The organism is Paraburkholderia aspalathi (assembly GCF_900116445.1).
Taxonomy (GTDB): domain Bacteria; phylum Pseudomonadota; class Gammaproteobacteria; order Burkholderiales; family Burkholderiaceae; genus Paraburkholderia; species Paraburkholderia aspalathi.
Genome location: NZ_FPBH01000013.1, coordinates 1 through 17290 on the forward strand (window position 1 = coordinate 1; position 17290 = coordinate 17290).

14 protein-coding genes and 1 riboswitch are annotated in these 17290 nt (G+C 59.7%); of the genes, 8 read left to right on the forward strand and 6 right to left on the reverse strand.

Annotation, left to right across the window (positions count from 1 at the left end):
• Window positions 1-228 precede the first annotated feature (228 nt).
• Window positions 229-948: a Type 1 glutamine amidotransferase-like domain-containing protein gene (locus BM438_RS20115; RefSeq protein WP_093636632.1), complete on the forward strand. Its 720-nt coding sequence runs from the start codon at window positions 229-231 to the stop codon at window positions 946-948.
• Between the two features lie 190 nt (window positions 949-1138).
• Window positions 1139-1222, forward strand: a riboswitch (ZMP/ZTP riboswitch).
• Window positions 1223-1377: 155 nt separating this feature from the next.
• Entirely contained in the window at window positions 1378-2229 is an 852-nt protein-coding gene (locus BM438_RS20120; RefSeq protein WP_093636635.1) for a tetrahydrofolate dehydrogenase/cyclohydrolase catalytic domain-containing protein, read from the forward strand.
• A 238-nt stretch (window positions 2230-2467) separates the two neighbouring features.
• Here the strand turns inward: BM438_RS20120 and BM438_RS20125 are convergent, their stop codons facing one another.
• Window positions 2468-2917: an ester cyclase gene (locus BM438_RS20125; RefSeq protein ID WP_093636638.1), complete on the reverse strand. Its 450-nt coding sequence runs from the start codon at window positions 2915-2917 to the stop codon at window positions 2468-2470.
• Between the two features lie 315 nt (window positions 2918-3232).
• Here BM438_RS20125 and BM438_RS20130 point away from each other — a divergent pair, with 315 nt between their 5' ends.
• Both BM438_RS20130 and BM438_RS20135 read left to right on the forward strand, forming a co-directional pair.
• Window positions 3233-3493: a hypothetical protein gene (locus tag BM438_RS20130; RefSeq protein WP_093636641.1), complete on the forward strand. Its 261-nt coding sequence runs from the start codon at window positions 3233-3235 to the stop codon at window positions 3491-3493.
• A gap of 417 nt (window positions 3494-3910) precedes the next feature.
• On the forward strand, window positions 3911-4378 hold the full coding sequence (locus tag BM438_RS20135; RefSeq protein WP_093636644.1) for a hypothetical protein: 468 nt from the start codon (window positions 3911-3913) through the stop codon (window positions 4376-4378).
• 100 nt (window positions 4379-4478) lie between these two features.
• Here BM438_RS20135 and BM438_RS20140 read toward each other — a convergent pair whose 3' ends face one another.
• Complete coding sequence (locus tag BM438_RS20140) at window positions 4479-5354, reverse strand: LysR family transcriptional regulator (RefSeq protein ID WP_093636647.1); 876 nt, start codon at window positions 5352-5354, stop codon at window positions 4479-4481.
• A gap of 651 nt (window positions 5355-6005) precedes the next feature.
• On the opposite strand from BM438_RS20140, the gene BM438_RS20145 reads away from it, so the two are divergent.
• Both BM438_RS20145 and BM438_RS20150 read left to right on the forward strand, forming a co-directional pair.
• The gene (locus BM438_RS20145) at window positions 6006-7769 is read left to right on the forward strand and encodes a serine hydrolase (RefSeq protein WP_093636649.1); all 1764 of its coding nucleotides are present in this window, start codon (window positions 6006-6008) and stop codon (window positions 7767-7769) included.
• Between the two features lie 105 nt (window positions 7770-7874).
• A complete protein-coding gene (locus BM438_RS20150; RefSeq protein ID WP_093636652.1) occupies window positions 7875-8285 on the forward strand; it encodes a S26 family signal peptidase in 411 nt (136 codons plus the stop codon).
• A gap of 38 nt (window positions 8286-8323) precedes the next feature.
• Here the strand turns inward: BM438_RS20150 and BM438_RS20155 are convergent, their stop codons facing one another.
• A complete protein-coding gene (locus BM438_RS20155) occupies window positions 8324-9001 on the reverse strand; it encodes a hypothetical protein (RefSeq protein WP_093636655.1) in 678 nt (225 codons plus the stop codon).
• A 162-nt stretch (window positions 9002-9163) separates the two neighbouring features.
• Entirely contained in the window at window positions 9164-9703 is a 540-nt protein-coding gene (locus BM438_RS20160) for a hypothetical protein (RefSeq protein ID WP_093636658.1), read from the reverse strand.
• Between the two features lie 267 nt (window positions 9704-9970).
• Here BM438_RS20160 and BM438_RS20170 point away from each other — a divergent pair, with 267 nt between their 5' ends.
• Window positions 9971-11911: an NHL repeat-containing protein gene (locus BM438_RS20170; RefSeq protein WP_093636664.1), complete on the forward strand. Its 1941-nt coding sequence runs from the start codon at window positions 9971-9973 to the stop codon at window positions 11909-11911.
• A 26-nt stretch (window positions 11912-11937) separates the two neighbouring features.
• On the opposite strand, the gene BM438_RS20175 is transcribed toward BM438_RS20170, so the two are convergent.
• Entirely contained in the window at window positions 11938-12600 is a 663-nt protein-coding gene (locus BM438_RS20175) for a glutathione S-transferase family protein (RefSeq protein ID WP_093636667.1), read from the reverse strand.
• Window positions 12601-12708: 108 nt separating this feature from the next.
• Here BM438_RS20175 and BM438_RS20180 point away from each other — a divergent pair, with 108 nt between their 5' ends.
• Window positions 12709-13686, forward strand: a complete 978-nt coding sequence (locus BM438_RS20180) for a helix-turn-helix transcriptional regulator (RefSeq protein ID WP_093637162.1) — start codon at window positions 12709-12711, stop codon at window positions 13684-13686.
• Window positions 13687-13692: 6 nt separating this feature from the next.
• Here the strand turns inward: BM438_RS20180 and BM438_RS20185 are convergent, their stop codons facing one another.
• Window positions 13693-17229, reverse strand: a complete 3537-nt coding sequence (locus tag BM438_RS20185) for an ABC transporter ATP-binding protein (RefSeq protein ID WP_093636670.1) — start codon at window positions 17227-17229, stop codon at window positions 13693-13695.
• Window positions 17230-17290 lie beyond the last annotated feature (61 nt).

Genomic DNA, 17290 nt, shown 5'->3' on the forward strand with positions numbered 1-17290 from the left:
ATTGACTGCGAGAGCGCAACGCGGCTATATAGTCGCCGAATCAGATTTTTTGCACATCAAATCTACGTTCCGCGTTTCCACACAGCCTCGGTCGATCTGAGTCGGGTGCCGGAGGGCTCAGTCCGGCCACTTTCAGACGGTCGACTCGGTCCCCCAAATCGTCGACAATCGCGAAACCAAGCGGCTTCCAGTTCGCGCGACAACCCACGATCAACGCCGGGGGCATCCATGCAACGTATCCTTGCAGTAGGCGGCGGAGGCTTCATGATGGAGGACACGCCATCGCCCATCGACAGGCATATCACTGGTCTCACAGGAAAGGCGCGACCGCGTATCTGCTATCTGGCCACGCCCAGCGGTGACTTGCCCGCGCATCTCGACAAGTTCCACGCCGCGTACGGTGATTTGGGTTGTGAAACGTCTCATCTTGCATTCTTTCGGCAACCCGACGCGAGGTCGATTCTTGTCTCCGACTTCCGCGCAAGGCTACTTGAGCAGGACGCCATTTTTGTCGGTGGCGGTAACACCAAGTCTGCACTTGCCGTCTGGCGCGAGTGGGGGCTTGATACGGTTTTGAAAGAGGCGTGGGGGAGCGGTGTGCTGCTCGCGGGCATGAGTGCAGGCGCAATGTGCTGGTTCGAGGCCGGGCTCACCGATTCGTTCTGGGGCTCAGCGTATCGTCCGCTCGACTGTCTGGGATTACTGCCTGGTGGCTGTGCCGTTCATTACAGCAGCGATTCGAAGAGACGCGAGACGTTACATGCAGCACAACAAACCCGGTCGATCCCATCTTCGATTGCCATCGATGACTTTGCGGCCGTTATGTACGTGGGCACATCGATCAACACCGTGGTTTCGTGGCGAACGGGATCGACCGCGTATCAAACCTATTGCAAAGGCGGCACGGTCATAGAGACGGCGTTATCGGCCAAACAAATTAGCGTGTAACGCCTACAGTGTAGATTCCACTCAGAGGACACCAAAGGGCCGCCCAAGCTCAGGCGCAGGCGCAGCCTGTCGCGTTGGGCGACGGTCGGCCAGAAACGGCCAAGCGACGCAGACACCTGAATCGTTGGCAATCCATGTCTTTGCTTTCTGCGACTGACCTTGCGTAGCCACAAAAAAGCCGACTAAAATAACGTGTCTACGTAACTGGCGAGCAATAGATGGGTCACCATCGGGAAGCGTAGACGGTCGAACGCCGTTCGCCTGGGCATCTTGATTAATCTCTTTGAGACTGCCCATGATCATTGCCAAAATCCCTTCTCTGTCCACGCGGCTCGCGCTTAATCAATCGCGCTCCCATTCACTCCCGCTTTGCCCTGTTCAGTATTTGAGCCATGCCGGTTCCAGATTGGTCATGCAAGGGGGAAACGCATGAGCACACTTCTCGACGGTAAAGCAGTAGCGGCGTTGCACGAGCGGAAACTATCCGAACACGTTGCGGCCCTCAAGGCAAGAAATGGCGGCCAGACACCCATACTGGCTACGATCCTTGTAGGAAATGATCCTTCGTCGGCGACGTACGTCAGCATGAAGGGCAGTGCATGCCGGAGAGTTGGTATGGACTCGATTGTGATCAAGTTGCCTGCGAGCGCGGCGACGGATGACGTGCTTTCCGCGATTGACAAGCTCAACGCTGACAAGACGGTGCATGGCATTCTGCTTCAGCACCCGGTGCCGGCACATGTGAACGAACGCCGGTGCTTCGACAGAATATCCATCTCCAAGGATGTTGATGGCGTCACCAGCCACGGCTTTGGTTTGATGGCGTTAGGCGAACCCGCCTTCGGGTCCGCAACGCCCGCCGGAATCATGCGCTTGCTGGCTCATTACAAGATCGATGTCTCTGGCAAGCGGGCCGTGGTCGTGGGGCGCAGTCCCATTCTTGGAAAACCGATGGCGCTTATGCTATCGAATGCGAACGCGACGGTCACTCTATGCCATTCGAAGACATCAAATCTTGAAGCGGAAATTCGACGTGCCGAAATCATCGTCGGTGCAGTAGGAAAGCCGAACTTCATTCGTAGCAACTGGATCAGCGACGGAGCAATTGTTATCGATGCCGGCTACCATCCCGGCGGCATAGGCGACATCCATCCCGATGATCTGATGGGCCGATGCGCAGCGGTGACGCCGGTTCCGGGAGGTGTGGGGCCGATGACAATTTCAACGCTTATCGCCCAAACCGTCAGTGCCGCCGAACGTGCGTGTGCAGCCATCCAATGAGTGTCCGCTGTCGATAGAGTTGACCGGCCGTTTTGGGGCGAAGTGAGCCGACCGCGTCAGGCAGCAACCGGCCAGGAAACGACGGCCGACGCTGTCTCTTCGAATAACTGTTGCTGGCCACAGGCTTGACCTTCGCGATTGGCGTCACGGGCTACAACGAGCAGGGGTACACCCGGCCCGTTGTAGCGTTAGATGCACATGGCGTCACGCAAACATATCGGACGCATCGTGCCTTCGGTCACGCTGTTTTGATGAGTCCGAGTTGCTGCAGAGCGGTCACGCCGTCGTCCAGGCCGATTTCTTCAACGATCCTGCCGTCTTTTAGCTGGAGCACAGTCGTGCCAGTGAAGCGCATTTTCCGTCCGGTCGCAGCCGGCAACGATCCTACGAGGAAATCGCTGAATGCCGGACCGGTATGCGTGCCGCCACCTTCCCATCGACCGACTACATAGTCCCCCTCGGCGATGAGATCGGCGGCACCCCAGAAGTTGAGATCCGGGAATGCTTCGCGGAAATCGCTCATGAATGCCTTGATGTCCTCGCGTCCACGGCGCGGCTCGTGCAGCGAGTAGCGCAGAAGCATGTCGGGAGCGGCAAGCTCGTCGACGACTTCGAGGTTGCAGGTCTTGCCCCAGAAATCGGTGAACCAGCGGCCTACGATGGCCTTGTTGTCATCTTCCTTGGACATGGTGAATTCCTCATTGACTGCGGTTGAAAGAGAGATGCACGATCGCTCCTCTCTGCCTGAACAATATTGGCGCGAGCGGTCAGCGGCCCCCCGTTTCTTGCTGCAATACTCGAAGACCTTCATCTCAATTGAACAGCAAGAAACGGAGTGTCCGTACCGATCTGCTGCGCTAGCTTGAGCATTCGATCCCGCATTAGCCGAGGTCGGCGGACGTCGCGCGGCGCGTCCGAACCACACTGATCTCGCAGGCGTCCGACATGTCAATTCTTTCATCGTCATCGCGCTCGCCTGTCTTTCATCGACTGGAGTTTGACCATGTTGCCCTTTCTCTCGCTTCACGCTCTTGCAGCACAACGCGGCGACGGACTGCGCCCTGAACTTCTCGCCTTGTTCGAACGCCATGTCAGATTGGAGGCTGGTCTGGTTGCCATCATCGAACCTGTCGAAGCAGAACTCTCCTCGCATGCGGTGGACGTTGTTCCTAAAGTCCCTGTGGCGCCGTGCGGAGCCGATGAGTCTTCGGCGGAGGTCTCATGCCGCTGCGAAAACGAACAGCGGGAAGCGAGTTCTGAGTGACTCAAGCGGATCGAAAATGCGCATTCGCTGAAGTTGGGATCGGGTATTCGTGCGGCGAATCGAAGCACCGGCCAAACACACGCCCCTTCGTCCTAGCATCCCTTATCCGTTTGGCCAAAATCAAACATTTGGCCTACAAGGTTGAAGGCAATCCACGCCACCTGATTTATAATTGCCAGGTCGTTGGGAAACACCCGGCGGCCGGGTTTAGCAGCCTGTAGTCGAAAACCGCACACCCGCTCAGGCGGGTCGTGCGTCTACCTCTGCACGTCTATATTTCTATGGGCGGGCCGTGGTGGGGAGCCGCAAGGCTCGCCGGTTTGTTTTCGACCCGGTCTGCTAACCTGCTACGTGCCCGCTCACCCCCTTCCCAAGCGAGTGTCGGGCGATCCAAGACGTAACAGGGAGATCGTCACCATGAGCAAGCCCAACAAAAATCAACCCGCATCACGTCCGGCTGTCGACGCAATCCAATACGAAAAGCTTGCCCTGTCGGCCTTCGATTTATGCGACCGGCACCTGGCTCAACTGGATACCTTGATCACACTTGCGTCCTCGATATGTAGGAATCCTTCCATCACGCTGGAGGAAAGAAGGCGTCGTCAGACGCTTCTTGAATTGCTGGTGGACAAGGCTGAGCAATATCAGCAGGAACTCGAATGCGACCGCGAGTTGTACAAGGTGATTGCGCTCGATGCGAAGGGTGTTCCGCAAAGCCGCATCACAGCACGCCACGCAGCGAACCTGCTTGCAGAAGAGGTGGCGCAGCGAGCAGGCGAGCCGATAGCCACCGCAAATGAGCCGCAACGCCAAAGCCCGGCAGAGAAAACTGCCGCAGCGCTAAGAGCCGACACGGCTCAGCAACCGGTCGTCGCGCAACACTAGGCGATCAAGAAGGGCGGGCGAGTAGTAGCGTGGTGCGTCCGAATCGTTGGCACGCCGACTGCGACTCGTCCCTCAGGTAAGTTGTCGCCGAAAAGAAGAATCAGACACCTTTCAACGCAGCGCGCACAAACGCAACAAACCGTGAAGTAACCGGATTCTTCTGCGCATCCGCCCACACAAGTCCTACGCGCCACTTCGCGTGTTTTCCGCGAAGTGGCAGGACGGTAGCGTCCCGAAGAAGATGTTGCGCACGCGAGGGAACGAACGCGACGCCGACTCCAGCAGCGACAGATGCCAGAACAGACTGCACATCATCAGCCTGTTGCGTCACGTTTGGTACAAAGCCCTGTTCGCGACACCAGCTTTCGACTTGAGCAGCGAGGCCGGGCCCACGCGCACGCCGCAAGGCCAGAAAACCTATTTCATTTAGCTTGCCAAAATCGGACGGAAGACGCACGTGCTCAAGACGTGGGGGCAACGCCAGTGCCAGTGTCTCCTCCATCACACGAAGCGACGAGAGACCGTCGACCGAGGGCGCCCGCATAAAGCCCACATCCAGCTTCCCCGCCAGAAGACGGCGGGTCTGCTCAGCGGAAGACAGGTCACTCAACGCGACGGCAATCCCCGGATATTGCTGACGGAAGTCGGCAATGATCTGCGGCGCGATCGTCAGCACGGACAAACAAATGCCGATCCGCAAATGCCCACGCCTGCCGCTGCCGGCCTCTCGCGCACGCGCGAGAATCTCGTCCGCATCGTGGACGAGCGCTTGCGCATCGGGCAGAAAAATTTCCCCGAACCGCGTCAGCTCCGCGCCATGTCGACCCCGCTCGAACAGCTTCGCGCCCAGACTCGCCTCTAGCGCGCCGACCTGTTTGCTCAACGCCGGCTGACTCATGTGCAGAGCGTCCGCCGCCCGCCCGAAATGACGCAGTTCGACGACCGACAAAAACGTCCTCAGCAGTTTGAGTTCCATTCTGGTTCGTTATCGTATCGATCAAATCATTCATTTTACTAATCGATGATCGAGTTGTTCAATACGGGTATGTCCTTTCACACGAGATTACCCATGGCCTCAACGAGCCCCAAGTGTCATCCACACCAGCTGGGACGCATAGCGGTATCGGTTGACGAGCACGCCAGCGATCCTGAACCTGCGCAGGATCCTTTGATTGGTAGGAAGCGCGGCCCGCGTCGCCCTCGCTTCGCCGGGGTATCTTCGGCAGACGATCGCCAGGTCCAGACGGGCGCGATCGCCGTGAGCTTCGCCATCGTCTCTCGCAAACGGTGGCCGCGCTGAAAGAAATCAACCGCTCAGACTTCATCAGCTCACAGGATGTGAAAGGGCTTGACGAAACCACCTGCCGAGCGGCATCGGGGTTATGCCGAACGCATCTAAAGCGCTAAAAAACTCTGAAATGAACGGCGCGTCATCCTCCGAACGACCTACCAGTTCAACAATTTGAGTGACTGCCCGCCTGCTTTGACATATGAAAGTCATGTGTCAGGCAACTCTGCTTTACTTCCCCTTTCTGCTTTACGATCTCCATCGGTTTCATCCCGAATGCCTTAGAAAGCCGCAATAAACGTTTTCCGACGATCAACTTGCCGTTAAAGGACAAATTCGATGCTGAGAGAACTGGGTGATTTTGACGGTTTCATGGAGAAATTGATAAGCGACTGGAACGTGCCGGGCATCGGCGTAAGCATTGCCAAGGACGACGAGGTCGTGCTCTCGAAGGGCTATGGGTATCGCGACCATGCCAGCAAGCTGCCGTACACCGCGGCAACGTGGTTCCCAATTGCATCGAATACGAAGTTGTTTACGGCTGTGGCGGCGGGCCTCCTCGTCGATCGCGGCCTGCTCAGTTTTGACCGGCCGATCCGCGAATTCGTCCCCAGCCTGCGCTTTTATGACAAGGCGCTCGATGAGGCCGTCACGCTGCGCGATATGCTGAGTCATCGGACGGGCGTACCGCGGCACGACATGATCTGGTACGAGGCACGCCTCTCGCTGGCAGAATTGTTCGAGCGAATTCGTTTCATGAAGCCGACTGCGCCGCTGCGCTCGAAATTCATCTACAACAACATGATGTATGAGGCGGTTGGCCACATCATAGAATTGTTGAGCGGGAAGCGCTGGGACCACTTCGTGCGGGACGAGATACTTACGCCGCTTGGCATGACTGACACGGCATTCACCATAGCCGACATGCTCACGCGAGCAGAACCTGCGGTGCCGTTTCTGGAGAAGCGCGACAGCGATGAACTGTGGCAGCCGCCGTACATGGACGCCGACGAGTCGAGCCCCGCCGGCAGCATTGTCGCCACAATGGATGACATGTCCCGCTGGTTGCTGATGTTGATGAATAAAGGCCGGGTGGCCGGCAAGCAGGTGATTCCCGAGCGTATTCTCAAGGCAACGCTGGCACCAGGCGTTGCAGTTCCTGACGCGATGAATGAAGTTCTGGGATTCACGCCGGAACTGAATGGCATCTATGGCATGGGTCGACAAACGGCGTCGTACAGAGGGCACCTGTTAGCAAGTCACGGTGGAGATCTTCGCGCATTCCATTCGCAAGTTTCGTATTTACCGAACGAGAAGATCGGCGTAAACGTCTTTGTTATCGGCGACCATTGCGCGATCCTGCGCAACGCCGTGGGCTACGAAATCTATGACCGTCTGCTGGGTCTGCCGCCAACGGACTGGACTCAGCGGCTTTTCGATTTCACCAGGCGGGCGAGGAACAGCCTTAGGGAAGCTCGCCAAAGGGTTGTGCCGAACCCCGTACCGAATACATGCCCGTCGCATGATCTGGCCGGCTATGTCGGTCGATACGAACACCCGGCGTATGGGCCATTGACGATCTCGCTCGAGAATAATCAGTTGCAGTTGGCATTCCGCCAGACCTGTCTTCCGCTGAACCATTTCCATTACGACCGTTTCGACACCCCCGATGACGAAGTCGACGGCGCATGGTCCGTCCTGTTCCAGACGAGTTCGCTGGGTGACATCGACCGGGCGGTGCTGTGGCTTGATCAGGCCGAGGCGATATTCAAGCGGACACCCGATACGGTGCCCCAGTCCGTCATCGACAAAATCACGGGCACCTACGTAACGGCGATTGGGATCAAAGCCGCGGTGCGACTAAACCGTGAACAGAAGCTCACTCTGCGCTTTCCAAACGGGCCTACTGAAGTTCTGGTGCCGTTCAAAGACCTGCAGTTCCGCAGTTACCTGAGCCCGGAGACGACGTTCGAGTTTGTAATGGACGGTGATCGCGTCAAGGCGTTGCGGCACTGGGATGCGATTGCTGAGTTTGTCCTGACGCGTTCCGAGGATGACGACACGATCGACACAATGGAGGAAGACGAGGCGGCCGATGACTAGCGGCGCGCCCCATGCTGAGACGTCATGCTTCAGCCAGACGCGGACACCGCGCTATTCGGAAATCGATTTCCGGTCTAAGGGACTCACGACATAACGGATATCAGCATGAACAAACTGTTGCCCCCGACGATTGCCACGCTTGCCGGGTGCATGATCAGTTTCGGAACCGCCCACGGCGCCGACAGCAAGGATGCACAGCCATGCAGCGCGGAAAATGCTGCGCTACATGGCCCTTTTGTCCCGCATTTTTTCTTTCCGGACCAGCAAGGGAATCCTGTGAAGCCGACTACGACAGTCCGCAGTTTTACAAGTCAAGGTTGCGCCGGCGCAGTTTTACAGGGCGAACAGGGCACCGCGCGGGTCGGCGGCGACACGATTGAACTGAAGGGCGGGACCGTCTACGTGAACGGCGTTTCTTATGGTGCCGTTACACCAGCGCAAACGGTCGAATACGACGTCACACCAGACAAACGCACATTAGTGGTGGACGGCAAGGTCCGTTCACCCGCGCGCTGACGCTCCAATTTCGATGGCCGATACAGCCGAACGACGCACTACTGTCTCACCGCATAACGCACCAACTCAGTCGAGGTCGTCGCAGGTACGCCCTTTCCGGCCATGCGGCTTTGAAACTCCTCACGGACAATGCGCTTGGCGGTTGGGGCATACCACAGTGTCTCCTCCATCGGTCCACCCCCAAAGCCAGATTGCGGCGTCCAGACTCCCGTCATCCTGATCTTGATCGCGGAGAACGAGCCGGCCCTTGTCTTGATCTCTTCCACACCTTGCACTTCGCACTGGGCGCGCCGCAGCACAGTCGTGCTCGCTTCGCCGGCGGCCTGGCAGTCCGCCTCGTAGCGCGTTCCGGCTCGCAGCGGAAAATGAAGCGCGATACCGCAGGCGTGTTGGGCGGCTGCATTGGGAATCACGTTTGCTTCAGAGGTCAGCTCTACATGCCCGCTTCCGGACCCTATCTGAAGAGATGCACTCCCATCCGCATTGACGGACGTCACGGTTTGCGTGATGGTCCTACTCTTTCCGGACAGCAGGTCGGACCACACATAGGTCCAGTTGTCTCCGGTCCTGTAGTGCGGCGCATCCTGAGGCAGAAGGACGGAATCGGCCGCGCTGGCCGCCGAAGTGGTTGAAGCGGCAAACCCCGCCGCCAGCAGGCACGCGACCGCCCGCGAGCCAATACGCATGGAAAAGCGCTTGCTTTCGATTGCTTTCATGTCTACCCCTCATGTTGACGGATTCGGGTTGAACAGGCGCGAATCGAATTCGACCATTTGCAAAATCGACCGTTCCGAGACGAATGAAACGCGTCACATATCGGTAGAAATTTCGCCCTCCAAAAAGACGGCGTCTCGCGGTTACTGTCACTACCCGATGGGTTACTCCGAGAAGACGTACTTCCCATTCAATTTTTTAGGTGCAATGAAATTGAAATCAGGAAAGATCCGGGTTCTGACGTACCAGATGTAGGCGAACAACCCCACCCCGATCAGACAACCAATCAAGGTTGACATGGGATGTTCCGCAAAGTCCGTGAACTGCCTTGGCAATTGCGTAATCGCCAAAATCAGATAGGCGTTGTAGGCGCCGACATTGTTCTTCGTAAAACCCCAGACGAACAACAGGGAAATCGCCACAGCCACCGCCGCGACGATCAACCCCGCCACGGCAGATATCTCGCTGCCAACGGCGTATCCCGCCAACAAGCCAACAATGACCTGCAACCACGCGATGACCCGAACGGCAATCAGATGGCCGCGGTTTGCACGGCATCGTTCAGGATCTGCGTGCGCTGCGATGAAATAGGCAAGCAGACGATCCTTGACGCCTTGTCCCGTCAACCTGGTGAACACTTCGGATTTCGCAACCCCATTCGATAGAAGCTGCACGACCTGAGCTTTGATTTCTTTTCGATTCATTGACTCCACCCCTATGTTTTTTGGTAACGGTCAAAACGCCCTGATTCATTCGCTATGCATAGCGATACGCCAGGACAAGGCGAAATATTACCTGTTGCGCGAGAAGGAGAGGGGAGATCAATTCACGTCCGCATGCAAAGTCGCAGTGCGGCTTGTAAAGGCGCAATGCGTTGCGTATGGTCATACGTGGGTCACCGATCACGAATTTGAAATCTGACTGGCCGACTATTCACGTGAATGATCACTACGTTCTGGAGAGCATCAGTCATGATTGAGAAAAAACGAATTCATGCTGTGCTACTCGCCGCAGCGATCACCACGATTGCGACGATTGCGCCGGCGTGTCAGGCGGAAAACACCACCGACTGGCTGGCGAACACCTATGGCACCCTCGCAGCCCACGTGGGTAACACGGCGCGTTCCATGTGGGTCGCGCCGGAAGGCGTGATCTATACGGCCTCCATGTGGGATGAGTACGAGGGTGGCGTCGCTATCTACCAGGCTGGCAAGAGCCTCGGCTCGATGGGCGCGCATGGCGAGTTTCAGGGCAGCGCGATCACGGGCAACGCGACGTCGATCTTTGTGGCGCTGCAGCCCGGCGGGACGTACGGAAGCGGTGCGGTGGGACGATACAACCGCACCACCAAGGCTCGTGATCTATTGATTCAGATCAGCGCGTCGAACAATCAGCCTCGGGTCGACGTCGTCACTGGACTCGCCACGGCGGGCTCGCTCCTCTATGCGAGCGACTTCTATGGCAACCGCGTCCGGATCTTCACTACCGGCGGTGTCTGGCAGCGGGACATCAACATCACGGGCCCGGGCGCTCTCGCACTGGATGGCGCAGGCAATGTTTGGGTCGCGCAGAAGAGTGAGGGCTCGATCGTCGGGTTCAGTCCGACCGGTGCCCTGTTGAACACCATCCGGATGCCAAGTGGGTCGCTGCCATCGGCGCTCTATTTCGATGCGTCGTCGGGGCAGCTCATGGTCGGAGACGAAGGTACCGACATGAACATCAAGCGCTACAAGGTCTCGGGCACACCGACGTTAGCCGGCACGTTCGGCATTCAAGGCGGTTATCTCGACACCACGACGGGAATCAAAGGGCAGGTTGGCGACAAGCGCTTCACGCGCGTCGTTGGCATCGGCAAGGACACCGCAGGCAACCTCTATGTGCTCAACAACCCGTGGGGCGGAAGCTGGGACCTCGGCCGCGACGGCGGCACCGACATTCACTCCTACAACACTTCGGGTCGTCTGCAGTGGAAGCTTCAGTCTCTCAACTTTGAGGGGATCGCCGCTCCGGACCCGGGTACCGACGGCGTCTATTTTTATGGCGGCACCAACATCTACACCGGCACCGCTGGGGGAACCTTCGTAGCGAACACTGTCGATCCGATCGCCTATCCATCCGATCCGCGCATCAACATCAACGATCGCTCACGAGATGAGCACTTCGGTCAACTTGCCTCCGTCGGCGCCAACCGAATCCTTGTAGCGTCCGGCCAGAATCCCGATATCTACTACTTCTTCCACTTCAATGCTGCGAATGGCTACATTGCAATACCGGACGCCACGCTTCCCGGTCCGGCGTTCAAGACGGCCGCATCGGTCAGGGACGGATTCTGCATCGACAGCAAAGGAGGCGTGTGGGCTGGCCTCGACAAGACTGGTTACATCTACCACTATCCGTTGATCGGCTTCGACGCTAGCGGCAAGCCAACATGGGGACCCGGTGTCCCTATTCGCATTCCCGATAGCATCAAGCCGTTGACGCGAATCGTCTACCTCGCGGACAGCGACACGATGATTCTCGGACAGGGCGTTGTTGGGGGGACGGACTGGACAGCGATAGGCACGCGGATCGAGGTGTATCACGGCTGGAGCGCGGGCAACACCACGACGCCTAATCCGGTGATCAAGCTCCCCCATGTCGGCGCCAAGTCGATTGACGCAGCCGGCAGCTATCTCTTCGTCGGCTACTGGTTCGGTACCGGGCAAGCTTTGCCGAACATCGATGCGTTCAATCTCGCTACAGGCAATCTCGACACCACGCTGGTCAACACCAATACCGCTAAAGTCGACGCCAGCAGTGCTATCGATTCGATGTATGGCGTCAGGGCATACCTTCGATCGACGGGTGAGTACGTGGTGACGAAGAACAACGTTAAGGGGTCCAGTATTACTGTCTATCGGTGGACGCCCTGAATTGCACGAGGTTTTTCAACAGGCTGCTAGTTAAGTCCTTGAAGGAAATCGGGGACCGCGTTTCCAATCGAGGCAAGATATCCCGCCATAGCAACGGCAACTTTTCGCACGGCAGGACGTGCGGTCATCCGTTCACGCCAAGCCAGCAGGTTGGGCGTTTCTCCTGTTATCGGCGCGCCCTTGCGCGCGCCGAACAACTGCGCCATGTAAAACGCAATGTCGGCATAGGAATAGGTCTCGGCCAGAAATTCTCGATTCGCGAGAACTCGTTCCATGCGTCGATAATATTGCAACGCTTCGTTGCGCGCGGTCTGCGCCGCAGGATCATCCGGCGCATCTTCAAGACCCATCAGTCGGACAATGTGAGGGAAATAGATTTCATCGCTGCAGTGTTCGAGCTGACGCGCGATGGCGCGCGCCTTTGGATGCGCCGGCCATAAGGCGGGATCGGGCTTCAGGTCCTCAAGATACTCGAATATTTGCGTGGAATCGAAAATCTCCAGGTTGCCGTCTATCAGTACCGGCACCTGATGCTTCGGATTGACGCGCAATACATCTGGATGTTTGGGGTTGTAACCGCGCAGCTGGTCAAACGGCGCCATCACCAGCTCGAAGTCGATGCCCTTCTCGTGCGCCGCGATCTCGACCTTGGCGCCGAACATGCTCAGGGGTCCGGAAATTATTTTCATTTGTCTCTCTTCAATTGATTTGATGATCGAGCAGATTAGGGGTGTGGCAGATAATAAGTCCGTTAACATGACACCTTATGTCATGTATTTTTAGGTAGGGTGTCGTTTATGAAAGCCAGCCGCCTTTTGTCGATCATGATGATGCTGCAAGCGCGCGGGCGTATGACCGCACCGGTTTTGGCTGAAGCACTGGAGGTTTCCGAGCGCACGATCTTGCGCGATATCGATCAGCTCTCCACTGCTGGCGTGCCCATTTGGGGGGATCGAGGTCGCAATGGAGGATTTCAATTGCGCGAGGGTTGGAGTACCGATCTCACAGGGCTCACGGAGCACGAAGCGCACGCGCTGTTTCTGGCAGGTTTGCCTGGGCCTGCGACAGAACTGGGCTTGGACGGCATGGCAACCTCGGCGCGGCTAAAGATGATTGCCAGCCTGTCTCCAGACTCGCGCGAGCAGGCTGATCGTGTCGCCAGCCGACTGCACATTGACACGGTGGATTGGTACCGTGCGCAAGAAACGCCGTTATTTCTGCGTGAAGTCGCCAATGCCGTTTGGGGCTCGTACCGTATCGAAGTGAAGTACGAGAGTTGGCAAGGTTTATCCAGCCGCGAACTTGAACCGCTTGGTTTGGTTGTCAAGGGAGGTGCTTGGTATCTGATAGCCAAGATGGTAGGCAGGCCCGGCGCACTGACTTTTCGGCTAGCGAATATTAGTGAACTCAAGACCTCCCGCCGTCGTTTCAAGCGTCCTGCGCGATTTGATCTGGCGAAGCACTGGCGTGACGCCATGAACCGGTACGAGACTGATCTTTATCGGCTGACGGCACATATCGCCGTGTCGCCGCGCGGCGAGAACTGGCTGGCCAACGCACGTATTAGAACCGCTCCAGTTTTGCAGGGTGCAGGTAGTGCGGAGGTGCCATCAGGATGGAAAGAATTTTTGATGCCTATCGAATCCATCGAGCACGGCGCGCGGAAGCTGCTGGAATACGGTTCAAATTTGAAAGTCGTAGGGCCGCAGGAACTTAAGAATAAATTTTTGGAAGAGTTGTCTCAGTTGAAAGCGCTCTATAAGAAGGGAGCATGAGATCCGCTACGCGGCAACCACGCCGGACTGATGCGCAACGAGGCGCGCATAGACTCCTCCGGCATTCAACAACGCGTCATGCGAGCCCGCCTCGATGACTCGCCCGGCATCCATGACCAGAATCGTGTCGGCGTTCTGAATCGTGGACAGACGGTGCGCGATGATGATCGAGGTGCGCTCCGCCATCAATTCGTCGAGGGCGGCGCGGATCTGTTGCTCGCTGATCGTGTCGAGATGCGAGGTCGCTTCATCCATGATCAGGATTGGCGCATCCTTGAGGAAGGCGCGTGCAATCGCCACCCGCTGACGCTGCCCGCCTGACAACTGCACGCCACGCTCGCCCACCCGAGTGGCGAGGCCGTCCGGCAAACGGTCGACGAACTCGCTCAGCGCGGCCCGGTCCAGGGCGCGGCGGACATCTGCATCGGACACGTCGCGCCCGGCGAGGCGGATGTTTGCCTCCAGCGTGTCGTTGAATAGGTAGGTATCCTGTGCGACCAGCGCGATATGGTTGCGCAGGTCGGCGAGTCGCAGTTGGCGCAAATCGATGCCACCCAGCTTGATCGCGCCTTGCTGCGGATCCCAGAAGCGCAGCAGCAGATTGGCGACCGTCGACTTGCCCGCGCCCGAGGCGCCGACCAGTGCCACGGTGCTGCCGGGACGCACGGCAAAGCTCACCCGGTCCAACGCCGGGGCGCTGCGGCCCGGGTAGGCGAAGCTCACCGAGTGGAGCTGCACTTGCGGATTCGCGGGCACCGGCAGGTCGCCATCGGTCACCGGCTCGGCCTCTGCTTCGACGACATGCAACCGGCGCGTGGAGGCGATCGTATCGGCCAACTGGCGCGCCACCTGGCCAATTTCCGCAACGGGCATGAAGGCCGCGACGGCGACCAGCACCAGCAACGGCAGCCATTCGTGGGCAAACCAGCCCCGCGAGGCGAGCACCGCGCCCAACAAGGCGACCGCAAGTCCTCCCAGGCCGGTCGCCACTTCGAGGGCGGCGCTCTGCCGCGACAGGTCGTCCAGCAGCGCCGAGCGCTGCTTCTGGTAAGCCGCTATATCGGCGAGGAATACGGCGCGGCGTCGCCCCGTTGCCTGGAAGGCGGCGAGTTCGGCGAGGCCCTGGATCGTCTCCGTGAGATGCGCGCCAAGCTGCCCCAATGCAGCGCGTGCGAGGCCGCCGAGACGGTCGATCTTGCTGCGTGCGAACACCGGCGTCAGACCGGCCCAGGCGAGGAAGGGCAGCAGCACCAGCGCGAGCGGCCAGGCCGCCCATGCCAGCAGCGCCAGCACGCTGGCGGGAATCAGCACCGCGACGAAAGCCGGGGCCACGGTATGCGCGTAGAAATACTCGACCGTCTCCACGTCCTGGGTGGCCAGCGCCACCAGGTCGCCGGAACGGCGGCGCAGCAGATAGGCAGGCGCGAGACGCTCGAGCTTGGCGAACAGGGCGATGCGCATTTCCGCCAGCAGGCGGTAAGCCATGTCATGGGCGAGCCAGGATTCCAGCCAGTGCAGCGTTGCCGCGACCGGGGCCGCGCACAACAGCCCGACGATCAACCCCAGGACCGGCCGTCCCGAGGCGACGCCGGCAACGATGAGCGCGCCCAGCACGCCGACTCCGATGAAGCTCAGCACCCGGCCGATGCCGCACAGCACGGTCAGCGTCAGCTTCATTCGCCATGGCCTGACGAAGCGCAACAAGGTGCGCAATGTATCGCCCCAGCCGATCGCGGCGGCGTCTTCGGAGAGCGGCCGCACTTGCGGCCCCGACGACACCGCCGCGGCGCGCGCCGGTTCGATTACCGCCGGGCGTTCGCCTGCCGCGGCGACCTGCGGTCCCATCAGGCGGCGATACGCGCCCGCACGGACGATCAATTCGGCATGCGTGCCGCTCTCGACCACGCGCCCCTGTTCCAGCACGAGGATCCGGTCGGCGCCGATTACGCTCGACAGGCGGTGTGCCAGGATCAAGGTGGTGCGGCCTCGCATCAACCGGTCCAGCGCTTGCTGGATGACCGCTTCGTTCTCAGCATCGACGGCGGAGAGCGCTTCGTCCAGCACGAGGATCGGCGCGTCGCGCAGCAGTGCGCGGGCAATCGCGATGCGCTGACGCTGGCCGCCGGAGAGCGTGGCGCCGCGTTCGCCGATGCGCGTCGCATAACCATCGGGCAGCGCGCTAATGAAGTCGTGGATGTTGGCCGCGCCGGCCGCGGCGACCATGTCGGCGTCGCTGGCGTCATGCCGGCCGAGCCGCAGATTGTCGGCGATCGTGCCGTCGAACAGCGTGGTGTCCTGCGCGACGATCGCGATCATGCCGCGCACCTGATCGGGGTCGAGCGTGCGGATATCGTGGCCACCAATGTTGATCGAACCGGCCTGCGCATCGTGCTGCCGCAACAGCAGGCGCAGGATGGTCGATTTCCCTGCGCCGCTCGGTCCGACGATCCCCACCGTCTCGCCGGCGGCGATCTCAAAGCTCAACCCGGCATGGGCGTCCGCGCGGCGGCCCGGATAGGCAAAGCCGACGTTGTCGAACGCGATGCTCGGTGTCAGGTCCGGCACGTGCGCCGCGCCGCCGGCCGGGGCGCCGCTGCGGGCTTCCAGCAGCGTATGGATGGCGTTCGCCGCCGACTGGCCGATCATGCCCTGATGCAGCACCGAGCGCAGATCGCGCAACGGCCGAAAGATCTCGGTGCCGGCCATCAGGATGATCAACAAGGCTTCCAGACTCATTTCGCCGTGCTGCACCCGCCATGCACCCACCGCAATCGCGGCCGCGGCTCCGAGCCCGGTGCCGAGGTCGGTGAAGAAGCGCGTGAGCAGACCCAGCGCGAGGACCCAGAATGTGCTGTCGGACAGGGCTCTCGCACGTTCGGCAAGCTTGCGCGCGAAGGCGTCGCTCTGGCCGAAGGCCTTGAGCGTCGGCAGACCCTGCACCGCGTCGAGGAACTCTTCGCCGAACGCCTTGAACGCAGCCGCGCGGGCGATCGCCGCGTGCTTGTCGGCGTTGTGGACCAGCATCGGCAGCGCGAGCGTCGCGAGCGCGGCGACCAGCAGTACCGCGGCGGTCGGCACGTCCCACCATGCCAGCACGGCGAAGATCACCACCGGCGCGCAGGCGGCGATGATGAGCTGCGGCACGTAAGCGCCGAAGAAGGTCTGCAACTGCTCCACGCCGTCGATGACGGCGAGCATCACGCCGCCGGTCCGCTCGGCGCCGAACCAGGCGGGGCCAAGTTCGGCGATGCGGTCGAACAGGCGCGCGCGCAACACCGACTGAACGCGTCCGGCCGTGCCCTGCGCGAGGACGACCCGGCGATGGTCGAGCGCGGCCCGCAGCAACATGCAGGCGACCGTGCCGGCTGCGGCAAGCGCAATCTGCTGCGGCGGCGCGCCTTCGAACGCCAGCGCGAGAACCCGACCGAGGAACACGAAGCGCAGAACGCCGAAGCCCATGGCGATCAGGCCCAGGGCTACTGCGCCGGCAACGCGCAGCCGCAGCCCCGCCATCATCATCCATAGCCTGCTGTCGAAATACATTCCTGCCTCCGGTCGGATTAGTGCCATATCGGCGTTATGCGACGTTACCCCGCGCGACAGG

Excerpts from the sequence above, each read along its gene's own strand:
- BM438_RS20145 (WP_093636649.1), top strand. The coding sequence starts at position 6,006 with ATGCTGAGAGAACTGGGTGATTTTGACGGTTTCATGGAGAAATTGATA.
- BM438_RS20180 (WP_093637162.1), top strand. The coding sequence starts at position 12,709 with ATGAAAGCCAGCCGCCTTTTGTCGATCATGATGATGCTGCAAGCGCGC.
- BM438_RS20125 (WP_093636638.1), bottom strand. The coding sequence starts at position 2,917 with ATGTCCAAGGAAGATGACAACAAGGCCATCGTAGGCCGCTGGTTCACC.
- BM438_RS20120 (WP_093636635.1), top strand. The coding sequence starts at position 1,378 with ATGAGCACACTTCTCGACGGTAAAGCAGTAGCGGCGTTGCACGAGCGG.
- BM438_RS20150 (WP_093636652.1), top strand. The coding sequence starts at position 7,875 with ATGAACAAACTGTTGCCCCCGACGATTGCCACGCTTGCCGGGTGCATG.
- BM438_RS20140 (WP_093636647.1), bottom strand. The coding sequence starts at position 5,354 with ATGGAACTCAAACTGCTGAGGACGTTTTTGTCGGTCGTCGAACTGCGT.
- BM438_RS20135 (WP_093636644.1), top strand. The coding sequence starts at position 3,911 with ATGAGCAAGCCCAACAAAAATCAACCCGCATCACGTCCGGCTGTCGAC.
- BM438_RS20160 (WP_093636658.1), bottom strand. The coding sequence starts at position 9,703 with ATGAATCGAAAAGAAATCAAAGCTCAGGTCGTGCAGCTTCTATCGAAT.
- BM438_RS20175 (WP_093636667.1), bottom strand. The coding sequence starts at position 12,600 with ATGAAAATAATTTCCGGACCCCTGAGCATGTTCGGCGCCAAGGTCGAG.
- BM438_RS20130 (WP_093636641.1), top strand. The coding sequence starts at position 3,233 with ATGTTGCCCTTTCTCTCGCTTCACGCTCTTGCAGCACAACGCGGCGAC.
- BM438_RS20185 (WP_093636670.1), bottom strand. The coding sequence starts at position 17,229 with ATGTATTTCGACAGCAGGCTATGGATGATGATGGCGGGGCTGCGGCTG.
- BM438_RS20155 (WP_093636655.1), bottom strand. The coding sequence starts at position 9,001 with ATGAAAGCAATCGAAAGCAAGCGCTTTTCCATGCGTATTGGCTCGCGG.
- BM438_RS20115 (WP_093636632.1), top strand. The coding sequence starts at position 229 with ATGCAACGTATCCTTGCAGTAGGCGGCGGAGGCTTCATGATGGAGGAC.
- BM438_RS20170 (WP_093636664.1), top strand. The coding sequence starts at position 9,971 with ATGATTGAGAAAAAACGAATTCATGCTGTGCTACTCGCCGCAGCGATC.